This is a genomic window from Klebsiella sp. S69 (assembly GCF_016516145.1).
In the GTDB taxonomy this organism is placed as follows: domain Bacteria; phylum Pseudomonadota; class Gammaproteobacteria; order Enterobacterales; family Enterobacteriaceae; genus Klebsiella; species Klebsiella oxytoca.
In genome coordinates, this window is record NZ_JACVUU010000025.1 from 44,275 (window position 1) to 60,637 (window position 16,363).

A 16,363-nucleotide genomic window follows, 5' to 3' on the forward strand; every position below is an offset into this window, starting at 1 on the left:
TAATGCTTAAAAGGAAACGTCCCTTCAAGGGACGTTTTCTGCCGATTACTCAAGGTCAGCGTGTCTCTTAAACATCGTTTCGCTGGTTTCGCCGAGCTGGGCCATCAGCTCAAGCACGATTGCGTCATAGGCGATAAAGCAGAGCTGCTCAAAAGCCGATCCCATAGGCTGTGAAAAAGCACCGTCTTCACGCAGGTTGTCTTCTTTCACGGTTCCAGGCAACACAAGAGTGCTTTTGGCCAGTTTGCCGATTGTGGACTCCGCTTTCATTGTGACAAGCGCCACATCCACGCCACAGGCTACGGCCTTCTGCGCCAGGCTCACCAGACTGCCGGTCTCACCGCTGCCGGAACCAATAATGACCAGATCGCCCGGCTTCGTATGAGGAGAAGAAATTTCGCCGACAACGCTTACTGAAAAACCGAGGTGGAGCAGACGGTTTGCAAAGCCGCGGATGGCGATGCCGCTACGGCCCGCGCCCTGCAGAAAGATATGTTTAGCATTCTTAATCTGTGCGACGAATTGCGCAGCCTGGGCATCATCAATCTTCATCGCATTTTGCTGCAATTCGCTCAGGATATTTAAAGTGTTTTGTTGAACGCTCATGTGATTCTCTCCCTTTTAAGCGATGGTACGACCACCATCCATCAGAATGGTTTGCCCCTGGATGTACGAGTTGTCTTTATCAGCCAAAAAGATTGCCAGGTTTGCCACATCGTCAATAGTACCAAGACGGCGCACCGGAATTTTTTCCAGAACAGCATCAAGATCGGCCTGAGTTGGGTAATTGACACGCATCATTTCACCGGTATCAATCAGACGTGGAGCGATAGCATTAACGTTGACCCCCTTCGGCCCTAATTCTTTTGCCAGGCCGCGAATCAATCCCTCACCGCCAGCTTTACTGGCCGGGTAACTCACACCGCCGCCGGTGCCGGAAAGCGCAGAGCCGGATGAAATATAAACGATAGATCCATGATTAGTGGTGAAGTCGTCGTAGAACGCCTTGACGGTATTGAACAGTCCGGTAAGGTTAATGGCGATTGTTTTATTCCACTCTTCAAAAGTGATGTTATTGACCTTATTAGCAAACGCCACGCCTGCGTTTAATACCAGAATATCAATGCGTCCAAAGGTTTGAAAAACCTGCTCGCGAACGTTTTCCAGAGCTTTCGGATCGGATACATCGGTTTTAACGAATAAGGATTTAACATTAGCGAAAGTTAACTCTTCGGCCGTCTTTTTACCATTTTCTTCGTTGTAATCGACAATAACAGTATGAGCCCCACGGTCAGCGAATTGCTTAGCAATACCTTTACCGATGCCATGTGCCCCACCGGTTACTAGCGCGACTTTACCTTCAAAATTACTCATTTCACTATACTCCTCAAAATCTCATGACAAAGGGGAGGACAACTCCCCTTTCAGGTAATTGGTAATTTAATTAATGCTAATAATAGCTTGTAGGGTTACTGGGTTTATTTGGTAGCAAACTGTTATTGGATCGCTGCCCTTAATGCCTGATAGCTTTCTTTCGGAGAACCGTTAAATAGCGCACCACCAACGACAATTAAATCAGCACCCGCATCCTTTACCTTTTTCGCTATTTCAACGTTGACGCCGCCATCGACCTCGATCTGAATATTACGACCGGCAACCATTTTTTTAGTATTCCTGATTTTCTCCAGACTTTTTTCAATAAAAGTCTGGCCTGGCTGACCTGGATTGATGGTCATAATTAAAATGTAATCAATATCATCCAGAAGATACTCAATTACGTTTTCTGGCGTCCCCGGATTAAGCACTACGCCAGCTTTGCGCCCGGCTTTCTTGATCTTCTGGATAATATAATGCACGTGCGGCGTTGATTCATAATGAACCGAGATCATTTCCGCACCGGTTTTAATAACATCATCAATATGTCTTTCCGGGTTTGCCAGCATCATATGCACGTCAAATGTCATTGAGCTGGCTTTTTTCATTGCCGCGATTTGGTTCGGACCGAATGCGATATTACTTACATAAGTACCATCCATTAAATCAACATGCAGAATTTCTGTTTTTTCTGTTTCCAGAAACTGAATCTCTTCCTGCAAACGTAATATGTTTGCACCAAATACTGATGGTAAAATTTGTGCCATTTTAGTCAACTCCGTAAATTAATGAGTAACTGTGCTCAACCAGTAGGTCAGAAGTTCCCATGGGCCGGTTAATACGAAGTCCGTGCCCTGGCCATTCAGGCCGACGCCAGCACCGTTGAGGAACTGAGTTGCACCGGGCGCGACATATCCCCCCAGGTACATAACCACCACACAGAACAGTAAGGTTGAGATAATCGATCGAATAACGTTGCCGTTACTGACCATAACCGTCATGGTCGTCATGTAGATGATTGACATCAGCACGCCGATTGGGAATATCTGAATACCCGGTAAAACCAGCGCGCAAAGCATCGTCAGAGGGATAGTAATAACGGTGACAGTCACCGTTGCTGGATCGCCAAGCGCCAGGGCGCAGTCCATCCCGATATTCAGTTCAGCATCTTTACCCATCTGCTTTTGCATGATTTCTTTAGCACTCTTACCTATCGGGTTAAGCCCTTCCATAAGGACCCCAACCACTTTTGGCAACAGCACCATGACGCCTGCCACGCCCATCGCCATTGGCACGATGGTTGTAATGGGTTGTTTGGTTAACAATCCCAGGAGACAACCGACGATCACGCCGATGATGGCGGGTTCACCGAATACACCCAGTCGCTTCTGAACGCTCTCTAAATCCACATCCAGCTTGTTTAAACCCGGAATGAAATCGATAATTTTGTTAACCACCCATGCAAATGGAAGTGTCCATCCGATGTGGATCATTGTGGTACAGGTCGTTCCCTCCAGGCCGTAGTATTTCTGCCATCTTGGCGCAATAAGATCGCCAATAAACAGTGCGGCTACGCTCAGAGCCACGGCAACACCCAACCCGAGGAAAAAGCTGTCAAAGACGAAGTACGCAAGAGCACCAGGAACCAGGAAATGCATATAGTTCCAGATGTCAACGTTCAGCGTTTTGGTCAGTTTCAGGCGAACCAGGATCAGGTTCAGAATGATACCAATTGGGATAACCATTGCCGCAAACGGTGCAACCCACGCAGCTGCGCCAACGGCAGGCCATCCAATATCAGCCACGGTGAACCCGCTGCCAATTTTTGAGTAATACGCAATTGCTGGCTGCAGGGCTGTGTTTAGCAGCCCAACAACCAGTCCCAGGCCGATGAAACCGATACCTACGGTGATGCCAGATTTAATGGCAGCACCAACTTTCATTCGAAAAACCAGACCTAAAAGGAAAATAACAAGCGGCAATATTGCTGTAGCGCCCATGCTTGTAATAGTAAACATGATGTTTTTTAACATTTCCATTTAACCATCCCCCGTCTTTTTTAGACTTTAGCCTTTGGAAATTTCGCTTAACAGTTCACCTAATTTTTTACGCAGCGCGGCTTCGTTAATACCGGTAATAAAACCTGCGACGCTCATGTGCGGCTTACCAATATCACCTTTATAATTATTCGTTGTCAGAACCACATCAGCACTTTGCATTTCGGAGGCCAGTTCGGACATACTACATTTATTAATTTTTACGTTGGCAATGCCGTATTCAGCACAAACCGATTTAACTTCATCAGCGGCAAGTGTGGAGGTTGCTACACCGCTTCCGCAGGCTACGAGGATAGTAATCATGGTAAAATCTCCGGGTAATTGTTATTTAATTATCGTGTTAATAAACAATGCTCTTGCTTCTTCAGCAGGAAGTTCCAGCATCTGGTGGTAAAAATCAGCTAGCTGAAGATGGTTAAACAACGCCTTCAACAACTGCAATTGATCTGCTGGTTGAGTAACAACCAGGTTAACAACCAGGCGAACCCACAATTTCTCGTCACCATCTGCCTGATTAACTTCAATTTCCTGTGGCAAACGGATGATGTAAATCGCCGGGCTGACGGCATGCTGGCTATCGCAATGTGGGATAGCGACAGCATAGCCATCAAGTAAAATTCCGGTTGGGTAGTCGGCTTCACGTTCACGCAGCGCCTGGAGGTAAGTGTCTCTTACTATCCCATCAGCCAGATGTTTCTGGTGAATATGCTCCAGCACTTCATCATAATTTTTGTATGCCGCACCATCCGCGACATTGATAGAAATTGTGCCCACTGGCTTCTCCTCATTCCGTTAGATGCTCATGTGAGCATCTATGTAATCACATGAGCAGTTATAGCACATCAGTGATTTGCTGAAATGGGAAGCTTGCAAAAGTTATATCTTGATCACACAAAATCACATAAGCGCATTACGAAAAATACTCATATGAGCAAAACTGACGATTAAGTAATGCGCCACGAATGATTAACTTATTGATTTTTAATAAATTGAATTAAATTGGCTTATTCTGGGGACTTTTACAATGGCAATACTTCAAACGCTCTTATGAGCGGAGTGTTTTGATTGCAATTGTTTCTACAGGACAACGGCACATGAGAAGTACCGTTATTGAAATTATTGATTTTAAAATCAACAAGTTACCACTGTTGTATATTTCGAAACTTCGGCAATACCGTCTTTATCCGCAATATCATTAGTGATCAGCGCGGTAATCTCAGACCAGTCGCAGATCTTAAATAAGCTGCTTCGCTGGAACTTAGTGTAATCGCCCAGGATATATTTCTTCTCGGAATGGGCAATGATCGTTCGATCCAGAAAGGCATCCGAGGAGGACGGCGTGGAGGGACCTGTCATATTGTTGAAGCCATCGGTACCGATAAAGCAGAGATCAACGTTAATATCATTAATCATTGACACAGCCCACCCGCCAAAGACAGAAGAGCTTTTCTTCCTCAGTTCTCCGCCGAACAAAAAGACCTGGTTATCAGATTCGATCAGCACACTGGCCACCGGCAAAGAATCGGTAAAAATTTTAAAGCCAGATTTCATGCACAACAGATTAGCCAGTTCATAGTTAGAACTCCCAGTGCCAATGATCATTGAGCTGTTGGGGGGGATAAAGTCCAGCGCTTTTCTGGCGATAGCTTGTTTGAAGGTACTATTTTCTTTTTCCCTGACCTGGAAAGGATGTTCGACAGCCCCCTGCTTTAAGGTTGCCCCTCCATGGCTTTTAACCAACAGTCCTTTTTTTTCCAGATGAGTGAGATCTTTGCGGATAGTTTCATAAGTGACCTCGTACTTTTTCGCAAGGTCACTAACGTAAACGGTACCAGCCGAGATAATCTCTTCCAGGATCAATTTTCTCCTCTCTTCAACCAGGTACATCCTTCCCCCTATCAACATTCTTCATATTGCAATGAAGCGAATCATAGCACAGAAGATGCAAACTAAAACAAACCCAAAGAGAAGTCAGAAGAGTACGTCCCTGGTAACGCTCAACTATAAGAACAAAGGCCAAATAGTAATAATTCATTAATAATCAATATATTAAATACATATAATACAGATTATCCACTTCAGTTTACTAATACTCTCTCCTCTTTCCATCATTAAAAAATTGGCATGAATTAGCTTTTATTTGTTTTTGTTGGTTTTTAATATCTTTAAAATCAACGACATACTAATTTTGTGACATTGATCTCAGTTGAAAACCAACATTTACCAACCCCATACTTGGCTTAAGTTCTTTATGACAGGTTGGATAAGATGAAAACGAAAATTGCAATCGCATGTGATGATGTGGGATTTGATCGTAAGGAGGAGATTAAAAAGTACCTTGAAGAAGAGAAAAATGCCGAGGTCGTGTACGATCCCGTTAAACGAAAAGAAGATGGTTTCAACAACTTCGCTCGTCTTGCGGATGAAATGGCAGGTGTTATTCAGCGGGACGAATGCCGCCTCGGTATCTACATTTGCGGAACCGGTATTGGCTTTACTTGCCAGATAAATAAGCACTGGGGGATTCGTGCTGTCGCCGTCACTAATCCTTACTCGGCCAAGCGAGCAAGACTCAGTAACAATGCGCAGGTGATTGGACTTGGCTGCAGAGTTAATGATCTTGAATACACAAAAATGATCGTTGATGCCTGGTATGACAACGCGTTCGACTTTGCCACTGCAAGGGAAAATTCCAAAAAGAATCTACTGGAAGCAGAACGCAGTGACAACGCATTGCTGACGAAACCTGAAGATGTTCGATGGAATATGGGTTTCAGACCAGATGATGAGAAATCTGAGGGCTAATAAATGGAACTGATCACACAGTTTATCAATGACCTGGGTAACTTTATTTTTATACCGGTCATCTTCCTTATACTGATGAAACTTTTGGGGCGTCCCCTGTCGGAGTGTATTTCATCAGCCATTAAAGTCGGCATTGGTTTTATCGCATTAACCATGACCATCAAGCTGATGCTTGAAAAAATGCAGCCAGCGGTGACGGGGCTTGCTGAGGCCACCGGCTCCTCGCTGAGCGCCATTGATGTTGGCGGCGCAGCCACAGCCGTAATGGGTTTTGGCTCAAGTATGGGGGCAATTATTATCCCTCTGTGCGTCGCGGTGAATATTGCCATGCTGGTGGCGCGTCTCACGGACTGCGTAAACGTTGACGTGTTTAACCTTCATCAGAATGCCTCTATGGGGGCAATTGTTGGCGCTTACTCCGGCAGCTTCCTCTACGGTGTTCTTACTGCTGCATTGTTCCATGTCTGGGCACTTATTGCGGCTGACCTGGGTGCCAAAAACAACGAAAAATTCTTCAACCTGCCAAAAGGCGTTGCCATCTCCCACCCGGTTGCAAACACCTATTTGCTGTTCGCTTATCCGTTTAACTGGATTTACGATCGCATCCCTGGGTTCCGTAATCTGAACGTTACGGCGGAAAGTATTCAGAAACGATTTGGTATCCTTGGCGATCCGACCATGGTTGGTTTCATTATTGGTATTCTTCTTGGCTTCTGTGGTTATGGTTGGGAATCGCCGTATCACACCATTATTGCCAGCCTGCAACTGGGTATGTACCTTGCCGCCGTGATGCTCCTGCTGCCGCGCATGACCTCCATCATGATGGAAGGTCTGGTTCCGCTGTCCAACGTAGCACGTAAGAAGCTGGTTAAACGTTTCCCGGACCGTGAGATCACTGTCGGGATGGATACCGCGCTGATTGTTGGTCATCCTTCAGTTATCGCGCCTGCACTGCTGCTGATCCCGGTCATTGTTATCCTCGCCGTTGTCCTTCCCGGCAACCGAGTGATGCCGCTGGGGGACCTCTCGCAGTTCGTATTCTTTATTGCGTGCATGGTGCCGGTTTTTAATGGCAACATTATTCGTACCTGGGTGACTTCCATCATCCTGTTTGGCGGCGGCTTATACATCGCATCCTGGATGGCTCCAGCAACAAATGAAGTGTTCCAGAAATTCGGTACTAATCCTGATGCCAGCGTAATGTACTCATCGCTAAACCCTTCAGCTAACCCGTTCACCGGTCTCTTTGCTGGACTCAGCCATGTTGGCATCGCAGGTTATGCTCTCGCCGCTGTGTTGCTACTGTCCGTAGGCTATTTACTCAAACAGAAAGCGCGCCGTCAGTTAAAAACTGAGGCAGAAAAAACGGCTTAAAACTTCATAAGGTAATTGAAAATGAAAAAGATTTTAGTTGTATGTGGGAACGGTATTGCCTCCTCTTCCATTATGGTTTCTGTCCTACAGGACTACCTGAAAGAACAGAATATCGAAGCGCAGGTCGATAAATCCTCTTTAATGGCCTGCACCACGGACACGTTTAACAGCTATGACCTGATTGTTTCTTCAACCAAGCTGGATAACCCAGGGATCACCACTCGTGTGATTGTGGGTGCAGGCCTGTTAACGGGCCTGGGCGAAGATGAAATTTTTGATGCTGTTAAAGAAGAAATGCTTAAGTAGGTGAATAATGAAACTTGAGATTCTGGTAAATGACGTCGAGGGTACGATCGCTGACTGGCATGCAGCAATTGAGTTTGCCGGCCAGAAGCTGTTGGAAAAAGGCTATATCACTCCCGAATATATTCAGGCCTGCCTGGAGCGTGAGAAGACTTATCCAACTGGTTTATTGATGGCGAACGGTCAGGGCATTGCCATCCCGCATGCAGACTATACGCTGGTAAAAACCAACAGCATAAGCATCGTGCGTTTTGATAAAGGAGTCGTGTTTGGTCAGATGGAAGATGCTGACCTCACCGTGGAATGCGGCATTATGTTTAATCTCGCATTCGCCACCAGCGATCAGCATATGTCTGTGCTGCGCCGCCTCTTTACGCTCTTCCAGGATATTTCGTTCATCGAGTCGTGCCGTAACCTTAAAACGCACGAAGTCGGGAAATATGTTGAAGAGATGCTTGTAGCATCCTGATAAACAAAAGGCAGATATCCCCTATCTGCCTTTTTTCAATAAAAGAATGACCATCATGAAAAAGTACGCCCTCGTTTTAAACGAGTTATCTTCGCTTGTGGATAAAATCGATGAGCAAAAATTTAACACACTGGTTGATTCTATTATCACTGCCGGACATGTATTTCTTGCCGGTGCTGGTCGCTCAGGGCAAATGATAAATGCTTTTGCTAACCGACTGATGCACCTTGGTCTGTCCGTCAGCGTGGTAGGAGAAATTAGCTCTCCACATTCTCGCAAAAACGACTTGATGATCGTTGGTTCAGGCTCCGGAGAGACCCAACGCCTGATCAACCAGGTGAAAATAGCAAAGAATAATGGCGTGTATATCGCTCTCATCACTACCGCACCAGATTCAACTTTGGCAACTCTGGCAGATTACATACTCACTATCCCGGCAGGTCACAGCGCCCAACCGATGGGTTCTCTGTTCGAACAGGCTTCCCTACTGACCTATGACACTATTGTGCAGTCATTAATGGCCAATCTTAATGAAACAAGCCAGACGATGAAGGAACGCCACGCCGATATTGAATAATACTGGCGTGGCGTAAAGCGCTAGCGGCTATTAATCCAGCAGTTTGATAGCCGTATCAAAATCAGTGATCAGCACATTCAGAAGGCCTGATTTGAGAGAGGCAACAATGCCTTCATATTTTTCGTCCCCTCCAGCAACCCCAATCAGTTTCTTTGTGGCCCGCAATTGTTCTGTCGTAATGCCGAACCCCAGGCGGTTTAGCGGGCTATCGAGTATTTCCCCTTTACTATTTACCAGGGTTACGCATACATCAGCGGTAATGTCCTGGCTCATTAAAGTCTCACGCCATGCTTCAGGGAATATATCGCACAGACTGGAAGAACCGGTTTTCCAGGCCCCAATGCCCGTAATAACGACATCCATACTTGAGTAAAACTTTTGCGTATCCTGAACAGCCTGATCGTCTGCGAGTTTCTGGGCTAAACTTTCGTCATCCACCCACATAGGGACATACATTGGGTGCGCTCTTCCGTGGGAAATAGCAGCAACTTTGTGAATCAAATCAATGGGCCCCTGACTAAATTCAATGCCTGGATGAACGCCAGAAAGCTGAACCACATCCAGAACAGGTAATGTCGTCAGTTGACTCACCGTACTTGAGAGTACGCGCCCCCAGGCGAGACCAAACTTCATTCCCTCTTTGAGAATTTCACTCAAGTAGGTCGCCGTTATCCCTCCCAGTTTGACGTTTAATTGTTCCTGCGAAGACCAGGATTCAGAAACAGAGAGCACAACGGCATCCTGCAATCCGTATTTTTTACACAAATTTTGCGCTATTTCCTCGTCCAGAGCCTGCTGTTTAGGAAAAGTAAATTTTACATACTCTTGCGCAATGGCTTCATCAATCAGGCGTGCAACTTTGAAGCGAGACAGACCGAGCTCCTCAGCAATTTCTATTTTTGTCTTCATTTCAGAGAAGTAACGCTTAACAACAAGAGAGTAGATAAAACGAGGATCGTAGTTACGTAGCTTCGGATTTTTGTTCTCTTTTGGCATAGCGGTTATCCATATATAACAAGAGGCATCATAAGTCATTCGAGCGACACGCTCAGATGCAATACTCAAAAGAGTACACTTTTACTCGCTCATCAGATACCTGTACAGGAGTGGATTTTGAATTTTGTGATGTAAAGCGCCCCGCCAAAGTACGAATAGGATCACGAAAAAGACTCAGCGCAAACAATGTAACATGGCTGCCCAAAGCGTTTTTATTGCAAGTTTTTGCTCATGCCAGTTCGTGTTGGGAGAGTTCATTTCGTATAAATCAGCCATTGTTTTTGGTCGTCAATTAAACTGGGGGATATTCGCCTCGTGATGCTTAATTCACTCTTTGGCCTGCATCATCAATAACTTTCTCTCCGTCTTTCTGAGCGTAAGCCCCCTTTCTGAGCGTCAGGAAGGAACTCTATAACAGCTGTAGAAGGAGGGTATAGGTTGGTTCCTTGGGGATTATCACAACGACAGGACGGGTAATCAGGATCGGACGGAGGCTCAATATAAACGTCAGCTTCATCAAAATTAAAATTGTCTCATGTTGGCGCAAAGCTAATGAGCGTGAATGTCTGCGTTGTGCTGTGAGTTCACTGGGTTAACCGTTGCGGTAAAACTTAACTGGCAGATTTCGATACTACGCCAGACCCACTAAACAACATGCGGATACCGAGGCCTATCATGACAACTCCTGTAAATCGTTCCTGCCATTTGATAAAGCCTGGGTGTTTACCCAGCCAGTTTCCAAATGTTCCCGATGCCATCGCGACTGAGCCCAGGGAAACAATTCCTGCCAGCTTTTGGATACTGCCCAGAACAAGCAATTGCAGCCAGACAGGACCCGCGGTGGGATCGACAAACTGAGGAAGAAAAGCAAACATGAACAGCAGGGATTTTGGATTAGTCAGGCTGTTCAGAGCGCCTTCCTTTACGGCATTCCAGTCAGAAATTTTTGCCGTTTTTCGCAGCCGCGTATCAGTACCTGAAGTCGCAATCATTTTTATGCCCAGCCACATCAGATAAGCCGCACCAACCCACCTTAGCAGATCCAGCGCAACCGGCCAGGCATGTACAACGGTTACCAGCCCCAGAACAAGAAAAGAAACTTGCACAAATCCTGCTACAAATACATTGCCCACAACCGTAAGCAGCGCGATACGTCTTCCCTGCCCGACTCCTCTGGCGATAGTCAGCATCATGTCTGGCCCCGGAGAAATCTCCAGAAGCGTCAGCGCGAAAAGGAAAGTAATAAACGTTTCGATGGCAGGCATTTTGGTTGAGTCCGGATAAATATTTCTGCTACGTTACCTCAGTCAGCTTCGAGCCGAAAGCGCAATATTCTGCAGCGTCCGCGCATGGCACGCAGCTGAGCGCCTGCCCTTCACAAAATTAATGAACACATCTAATAAGCCCTAGCTAATTACCCCATCTAATCGAATAAATCACTTTGCGTTATGCTTTTCCAACACAACAGCTGAAGGATAACGTCATGCCAACTGTAAAACTGAACAATGGTATTGAAATGCCCCTGCTGGGCTTTGGTGTCTTCCAGATGACGGATGCTGCTGAATGCGAAAGAGCCGTTATTGATGCCATCGATACGGGATACCGCCTGATCGATACCGCCGCGTCTTACCAGAATGAAACCCAGGTCGGGAACGCGCTGAAACAGAGCGGTATCGCCCGTAACGAGCTCTTTGTGACGACCAAACTGTGGCTGCAGGATACGAATTACGAAGGCGCTAAAGCCCAGTTCGAACGCTCCCTGAATCGGCTGCAACTTGATTACGTCGACCTGTATCTGATTCACCAGCCTTATGGCGATGTCCATGGGGCATGGCGTGCTATGGAAGAATTGCAGCAGGCAGGCAAAATTCGCGCCATTGGCGTCAGCAACTTCCATCCTGACCGACTGGCCGATCTTATCGCCTTCAACAACGTTTCCCCGGCGGTAAACCAGGTTGAAGTTAACCCCTTCAACCAGCAGCTGCATGCCGTGCCATGGATGCAAAGCCGTGGCATTCAGCCAGAAGCCTGGGCTCCGTTTGCAGAAGGAAAAAATGGTCTGTTTGAGCATCCCATGTTAACGGCGATTGGCCAGAAATACGGTAAAAGCGTGGGCCAGGTTGTGCTGCGTTGGATTTTCCAGCGAGGCATCGTTTCACTGGCGAAGTCGGTGCGAAAAGAACGTATGGCAGAGAACATCAACATTCTCGATTTTGAACTCAGCGCTGAAGATATGCTGCAGATTACCGCTATCGATACCGCCACCAGCGCTTTCTTCTCCCACCGCGATCCTGCCAGAGTTGAATGGTTGGCCAGCCGCAAACTGGACGTTTAAGTCGCGATAAAAGAGGTATTCATTCAATGCAAAAACGTTATCTGGGTCAATCCCGACTCGAAGTCTCCGCGCTTGGGCTCGGTTGCATGGGATTAAGCCACGGCTACGGCCCGGCGACCGATACTCATCAGGCTATCGAGCTCATTCGCGCAGCGGTTGAACGTGGCGTCACCTTCTTCGATACCGCTGAAGTGTATGGCCCCTTTCTTAATGAAGAGGTGGTCGGCGAAGCCCTAAAACCGTTTCGTGACCGCGTGGTCATCGCCACCAAATTTGGTTTTACCTTCGGTACGGACAACAAGCAGCAGATTTTAAACAGCCGTCCGGAGCATATCCGAGAAGCTGTGGAAGGATCATTACGCCGTCTAAAGACTGATGTCATTGATCTGCTGTATCAACACCGTGTCGATCCGGATGTCCCGATTGAAGATGTTGCGGGAACCGTGAAAGACCTGATCGCTGAAGGCAAAGTTAAACATTTCGGCCTGTCCGAGGCGGGTGCGCAAACCATTCGTCGTGCACATGCCGTACAACCGGTCACCGCGCTGCAAAGCGAATACTCAATGTGGTGGCGCGAGCCTGAGCAGGAGATCCTGCCGTTGCTGGAGGAACTGGGTATTGGTTTTGTGCCCTTCAGCCCATTAGGCAAAGGCTTCCTGACGGGATCGATTAAGCCAGGAACCACTTTTGGCAAGGATGATTACCGCAGTACCGTACCGCGTTTCGCCGGGCAGGCGATAGAAGCCAATGAAAAGCTGGTCTCATTGCTGGGTGAACTGGCGGCAGAGAAAGGTGTGACGTCTGCACAAATCGCGCTGGCGTGGCTGCTGGCACAAAAGCCGTGGATTGTGCCTATCCCTGGCACCACGAAACTGCACCGGCTGGAGGAAAACCTGGGGGCCGCCGACATCATCCTTTCTCAGGATGACTCACGGCAGATAACCCAGGCGCTTGAAACGATTAAAATCGTCGGCGAACGTTACTCCCCTGAACATCAGGCTCGCGTGGGCCGTTAATACCCGGACGGGTCTACGGACCCGTTATTCCTGGTAACGAAGTGCATCGATCATCAGCGCAAAAGCGGGCGGATGCTGCTTACGGCTCGGGTAGTAAAGATAATATCCGGGGAAAGACGGGCACCAGTCCTGCAGAACCTGAATAAGTTCTCCTGACTTGATATAATCCTGCACCCTGTCTTCGGGTATACAGGCAATGCCAAAACCGGATAACGCCGCATCAATTCGTTCCGCTTGCAGATTAAACGTGACCTGCCCTTCTACTCTGACCCGTAACGGTTTTCCATCCTTCTCAAACTCCCAGTGGTAAAGACCACCGGCTGTCGGCAGGCGCATATTGATACACCGGTGATTTTGTAGCTCGTGCGGCGTTTCAGGTGCAGGATTTGCAGCGAAATAAGACGGCGCTCCCACCACTGCCATTCTCATGTCCGGGCCAATTCTTACCGCAATCATATCCTTATCCACGCTTTCGCCCAGGCGGATCCCGGCATCAAAACGCCCCTCAACAATATCGACAAAGCCGTTATCCACCACCAGTTCGAGATTGATTTCCGGATATTCCCTGAGGAAGGGTTTTAACTTCGGCCATACCAGACTTCGCGCGGCATGCTCCCCGGCAGATAAACGAATATTGCCGGAGGCGGTGCCGTTCAGTTGAACCAGCGATTCCAGCTCCTGCTCAAGATCGGCAATACGCGGTTCAAGGCAGGCAATAATTCTCTCACCGGCTTCCGTGGGGGCAACGCTTCGGGTCGTGCGGGTCAGAAGGCGGATATTCAGCCTTTCCTCCAGGGCCTTCATCGCGTGGCTGAGAGCAGACTGAGAAACGCCCAGTTTGCCCGCCGCTTTGGTAAAACTTCGTTCCCTCGCCACCACAAGAAAGATTTGCAGTTCGTTGAAATTTTCTTTGAGCATCGGCAATTTCCTTAAAAACCAACGCTATCGGCCAGTTTCCAGGGATTCTCTTTGGGTTTAGCAGTTTCAACCTGACGAGCAGTCAGCATCATTGGGGTACCTCTCAGCAGGGGGTACAATTATACCCCATCCATACCCCCACATTGAGCTTGACCCTGGGGGAGTACAATTGAGTTCAATAGACTAATAGAATGCTATAACTGCTGATTTATCAAGGGAAAATTGAGTTGAGTGGAGTGGACTTCAGGAGACTTGAGTCTGGAGCGGGCGAAGGGAATCGAACCCTCGTATAGAGCTTGGGAAGCTCTCGTTCTACCATTGAACTACGCCCGCGAGGAGGTGCGAGGGTCATTATAGACCTTACGCACCCGCTGACAAGCCCATAACAGGCTAACTGTCGATAAAATAACCTTTTAGCACTTAGGCTTACTGCCCTGCGGCGGCAAATAGCGCAGCGGGTCGATCGCCGTCGCCCGGTAGCGAATCTGGAAGTGCAGGCGCACGGAATCCGCATCCGAGCTGCCCATGGTGGCAATCTGCTGGCCGATCTTCACGCTCTGGCCGTTATTCACCATCAGCTTGTCGTTGTGTGCATAGGCGCTGATATAGTCCTCATTATGTTTAATCATAATCAGGTTGCCGTAGCCGCGCAGCTGGTTACCCACGTACACCACTTTGCCCGCCCCTGCCGCATACACCGGCTGGCCGCGCTTACCGGCAATATCGATACCTTTATTGCCGCCATCGCTGGTGGAGTACGGCAGTATAACTTTGCCGCTGGTCGGCCAGCGCCAGCAGCGTTGCCCGACCGGCGGCCAGGAGGATTGCGGCACCGCCGAAGATGGCGTCACGGCAGCGGTGCGCTTCGCGGAGGATTTCTTGCCGGATGCCCCCGCCTTCGCCGTGGCCCCTGAACCACTGTTCAGCTTCAGCTTTTGCCCAACCTCGATGGTATAGGGAGGTGAAATATTATTGAGACGGGCGAGATCCCTGACGCTGGTGCCAGTGGAACGTGAAATAGCGTACAGCGTGTCGCCGCGCTTCACGGTGTAGGTGGAACCGGAATCGGATGAGCTGGAACACCCCGCGACGATCAGGCTGCTCAGCAACATTATTGCAATAACAAAGCGTTTTCTCATCAGGCGTCCTGCGCTTAACACGTACATTCACCTCTCAACCAGGGGCGATTATCATACCAGTCCCTAAGGCAATCCCCAATCGCTACCCTTCATACAGAAGTATTAAACGGATAGCCATGCGTAATAATATCCATCAACGCGGGCAGATAAGGCATAGACGGCAATTTTACCAGCGCCGGGTAGAATATTTGCGGCGAGGGGAAAACATCGACCACGTAGCACTGGTTAAGCTTATCAGCATCCACTTCAGAAGAAGGTAGCAGCGTCGCTGCCTGCAGTCCGGACTCCAGCCAGTCGAGGATTACGCCCGGCTGCGTAATGTGCATAATCACCTTCGCATTGACCCCGGACTTACGAAACAGCTCCATTAGCATCTCGTAAGTTCCTGAATCTTTTGCTCTATGAAGTAATACCAGCGGCAGCGCCGCCAGCGATGTGTAGCTATACGGATTAGACGGCGGCTCCGGCAGGCAGCTTTTATTGATCACCGCGACCAGCTTAATCGGGTCAAAAGAGACATAATCAAAGCCTTCGCTACGGTAGGGGCGCTGGATTAAGGCTAAATCAATTGCGCCCTCGGTTAATAACGTTTCGAGATGGCTGGAGTCAGTAACGGAAATATTTATGGAAGTGTCGGGATGACGTCGATATACCTCCATCAGCAATGCTTTAAAATAATTCTGATAGAGATGAGTTAAGCCGATTCTCAATTCAGTTCTGTTTTTGTGCGCAATATCCGTCGTTTCCCGTGCCGTATCCTCTACCTGGCGTAATATTTCACACGCTTTTCGATAGAGAAAAAAACCGGCTTCCGTAGGCTCAATGCGGTTTCCCCGGCGAACAAAAAGCGATACCTGAAGCTCCTCTTCCAGCTCCTGAATTCGCTTGCTGAGCGGCGGCTGCGCCATGTTCAGCGACTTCGCCGCCTGGCTCACCGAACCTTGTTCCACCACCCGACAAAAATAGCGTAAGCGCTTTAAATCCATCATCATTATCCGCA

Annotated in this window: 19 protein-coding genes and 1 tRNA gene; 7 read left to right on the forward strand and 13 right to left on the reverse strand. The window is 48.1% G+C overall.

The window, feature by feature from the left end:
• Positions 1-45: 45 nt before the first annotated feature.
• The 7 genes from hxlB (IAE27_RS22535) to IAE27_RS22565 form a co-directional block, all read right to left on the reverse strand.
• Positions 46-606, reverse strand: a complete 561-nt coding sequence (gene hxlB / locus IAE27_RS22535; protein WP_070556740.1) for a 6-phospho-3-hexuloisomerase — start codon at positions 604-606, stop codon at positions 46-48.
• A gap of 15 nt (positions 607-621) precedes the next feature.
• Entirely contained in the window at positions 622-1,374 is a 753-nt protein-coding gene (locus IAE27_RS22540) for an SDR family NAD(P)-dependent oxidoreductase (protein ID WP_108704569.1), read from the reverse strand.
• A 122-nt stretch (positions 1,375-1,496) separates the two neighbouring features.
• Positions 1,497-2,141 carry a ribulose-phosphate 3-epimerase gene (rpe, locus tag IAE27_RS22545; protein WP_024274689.1) on the reverse strand — a complete coding sequence of 215 codons (645 nt, stop codon included), beginning with the start codon at positions 2,139-2,141 and terminating at the stop codon, positions 1,497-1,499.
• 18 nt (positions 2,142-2,159) lie between these two features.
• Positions 2,160-3,413 carry a PTS transporter subunit IIC gene (locus tag IAE27_RS22550; protein WP_070556744.1) on the reverse strand — a complete coding sequence of 418 codons (1,254 nt, stop codon included), beginning with the start codon at positions 3,411-3,413 and terminating at the stop codon, positions 2,160-2,162.
• A gap of 27 nt (positions 3,414-3,440) precedes the next feature.
• Positions 3,441-3,734, reverse strand: a complete 294-nt coding sequence (locus IAE27_RS22555) for a PTS sugar transporter subunit IIB (RefSeq protein WP_004105500.1) — start codon at positions 3,732-3,734, stop codon at positions 3,441-3,443.
• A gap of 21 nt (positions 3,735-3,755) precedes the next feature.
• The gene (gene gatA / locus IAE27_RS22560) at positions 3,756-4,205 is read right to left on the reverse strand and encodes a PTS galactitol transporter subunit IIA (protein WP_047720692.1); all 450 of its coding nucleotides are present in this window, start codon (positions 4,203-4,205) and stop codon (positions 3,756-3,758) included.
• A gap of 357 nt (positions 4,206-4,562) precedes the next feature.
• Positions 4,563-5,318 (reverse strand): DeoR/GlpR family DNA-binding transcription regulator, encoded by a 756-nt coding sequence (locus IAE27_RS22565; protein WP_004105505.1) that lies wholly within the window; start codon positions 5,316-5,318, stop codon positions 4,563-4,565.
• Between the two features lie 381 nt (positions 5,319-5,699).
• On the opposite strand from IAE27_RS22565, the gene IAE27_RS22570 reads away from it, so the two are divergent.
• The 5 genes from IAE27_RS22570 to hxlB (IAE27_RS22590) are packed head-to-tail and all read left to right on the forward strand — an operon-like array spanning position 5,700 to position 8,959.
• Positions 5,700-6,236, forward strand: a complete 537-nt coding sequence (locus tag IAE27_RS22570) for an RpiB/LacA/LacB family sugar-phosphate isomerase (protein ID WP_004105507.1) — start codon at positions 5,700-5,702, stop codon at positions 6,234-6,236.
• A 3-nt stretch (positions 6,237-6,239) separates the two neighbouring features.
• Positions 6,240-7,610, forward strand: a complete 1,371-nt coding sequence (locus IAE27_RS22575) for a PTS galactitol transporter subunit IIC (protein WP_004105509.1) — start codon at positions 6,240-6,242, stop codon at positions 7,608-7,610.
• 21 nt (positions 7,611-7,631) lie between these two features.
• Positions 7,632-7,916, forward strand: coding sequence for a PTS sugar transporter subunit IIB (locus IAE27_RS22580; RefSeq protein WP_000723161.1), 285 nt, complete (start codon positions 7,632-7,634; stop codon positions 7,914-7,916).
• Between the two features lie 7 nt (positions 7,917-7,923).
• Entirely contained in the window at positions 7,924-8,382 is a 459-nt protein-coding gene (locus tag IAE27_RS22585; protein WP_004105511.1) for a PTS sugar transporter subunit IIA, read from the forward strand.
• Positions 8,383-8,437: 55 nt separating this feature from the next.
• Positions 8,438-8,959: a 6-phospho-3-hexuloisomerase gene (hxlB, locus tag IAE27_RS22590; protein ID WP_154022708.1), complete on the forward strand. Its 522-nt coding sequence runs from the start codon at positions 8,438-8,440 to the stop codon at positions 8,957-8,959.
• A gap of 30 nt (positions 8,960-8,989) precedes the next feature.
• Here the strand turns inward: hxlB (IAE27_RS22590) and IAE27_RS22595 are convergent, their stop codons facing one another.
• Both IAE27_RS22595 and IAE27_RS22600 read right to left on the reverse strand, forming a co-directional pair.
• On the reverse strand, positions 8,990-9,955 hold the full coding sequence (locus IAE27_RS22595; protein WP_004105514.1) for a sugar-binding transcriptional regulator: 966 nt from the start codon (positions 9,953-9,955) through the stop codon (positions 8,990-8,992).
• Positions 9,956-10,566: 611 nt separating this feature from the next.
• Positions 10,567-11,220 carry a LysE family translocator gene (locus IAE27_RS22600; protein ID WP_004105516.1) on the reverse strand — a complete coding sequence of 218 codons (654 nt, stop codon included), beginning with the start codon at positions 11,218-11,220 and terminating at the stop codon, positions 10,567-10,569.
• A gap of 218 nt (positions 11,221-11,438) precedes the next feature.
• On the opposite strand from IAE27_RS22600, the gene IAE27_RS22605 reads away from it, so the two are divergent.
• Both IAE27_RS22605 and IAE27_RS22610 read left to right on the forward strand, forming a co-directional pair.
• On the forward strand, positions 11,439-12,290 hold the full coding sequence (locus IAE27_RS22605) for an aldo/keto reductase (protein WP_004105518.1): 852 nt from the start codon (positions 11,439-11,441) through the stop codon (positions 12,288-12,290).
• Positions 12,291-12,316: 26 nt separating this feature from the next.
• On the forward strand, positions 12,317-13,306 hold the full coding sequence (locus IAE27_RS22610) for an aldo/keto reductase (protein WP_070556748.1): 990 nt from the start codon (positions 12,317-12,319) through the stop codon (positions 13,304-13,306).
• A gap of 24 nt (positions 13,307-13,330) precedes the next feature.
• Here IAE27_RS22610 and IAE27_RS22615 read toward each other — a convergent pair whose 3' ends face one another.
• The 4 genes from IAE27_RS22615 to IAE27_RS22630 form a co-directional block, all read right to left on the reverse strand.
• Positions 13,331-14,224 (reverse strand): LysR family transcriptional regulator, encoded by an 894-nt coding sequence (locus IAE27_RS22615; RefSeq protein WP_070556750.1) that lies wholly within the window; start codon positions 14,222-14,224, stop codon positions 13,331-13,333.
• A gap of 259 nt (positions 14,225-14,483) precedes the next feature.
• A tRNA-Gly gene (locus tag IAE27_RS22620) sits at positions 14,484-14,557 on the reverse strand.
• Positions 14,558-14,637: 80 nt separating this feature from the next.
• On the reverse strand, positions 14,638-15,363 hold the full coding sequence (gene actS, locus IAE27_RS22625) for an amidase activator ActS (RefSeq protein ID WP_004105542.1): 726 nt from the start codon (positions 15,361-15,363) through the stop codon (positions 14,638-14,640).
• Positions 15,364-15,452: 89 nt separating this feature from the next.
• Positions 15,453-16,349 carry a LysR family transcriptional regulator gene (locus IAE27_RS22630; protein WP_016809684.1) on the reverse strand — a complete coding sequence of 299 codons (897 nt, stop codon included), beginning with the start codon at positions 16,347-16,349 and terminating at the stop codon, positions 15,453-15,455.
• Between the last annotated feature and the right edge of the window lie 14 nt (positions 16,350-16,363).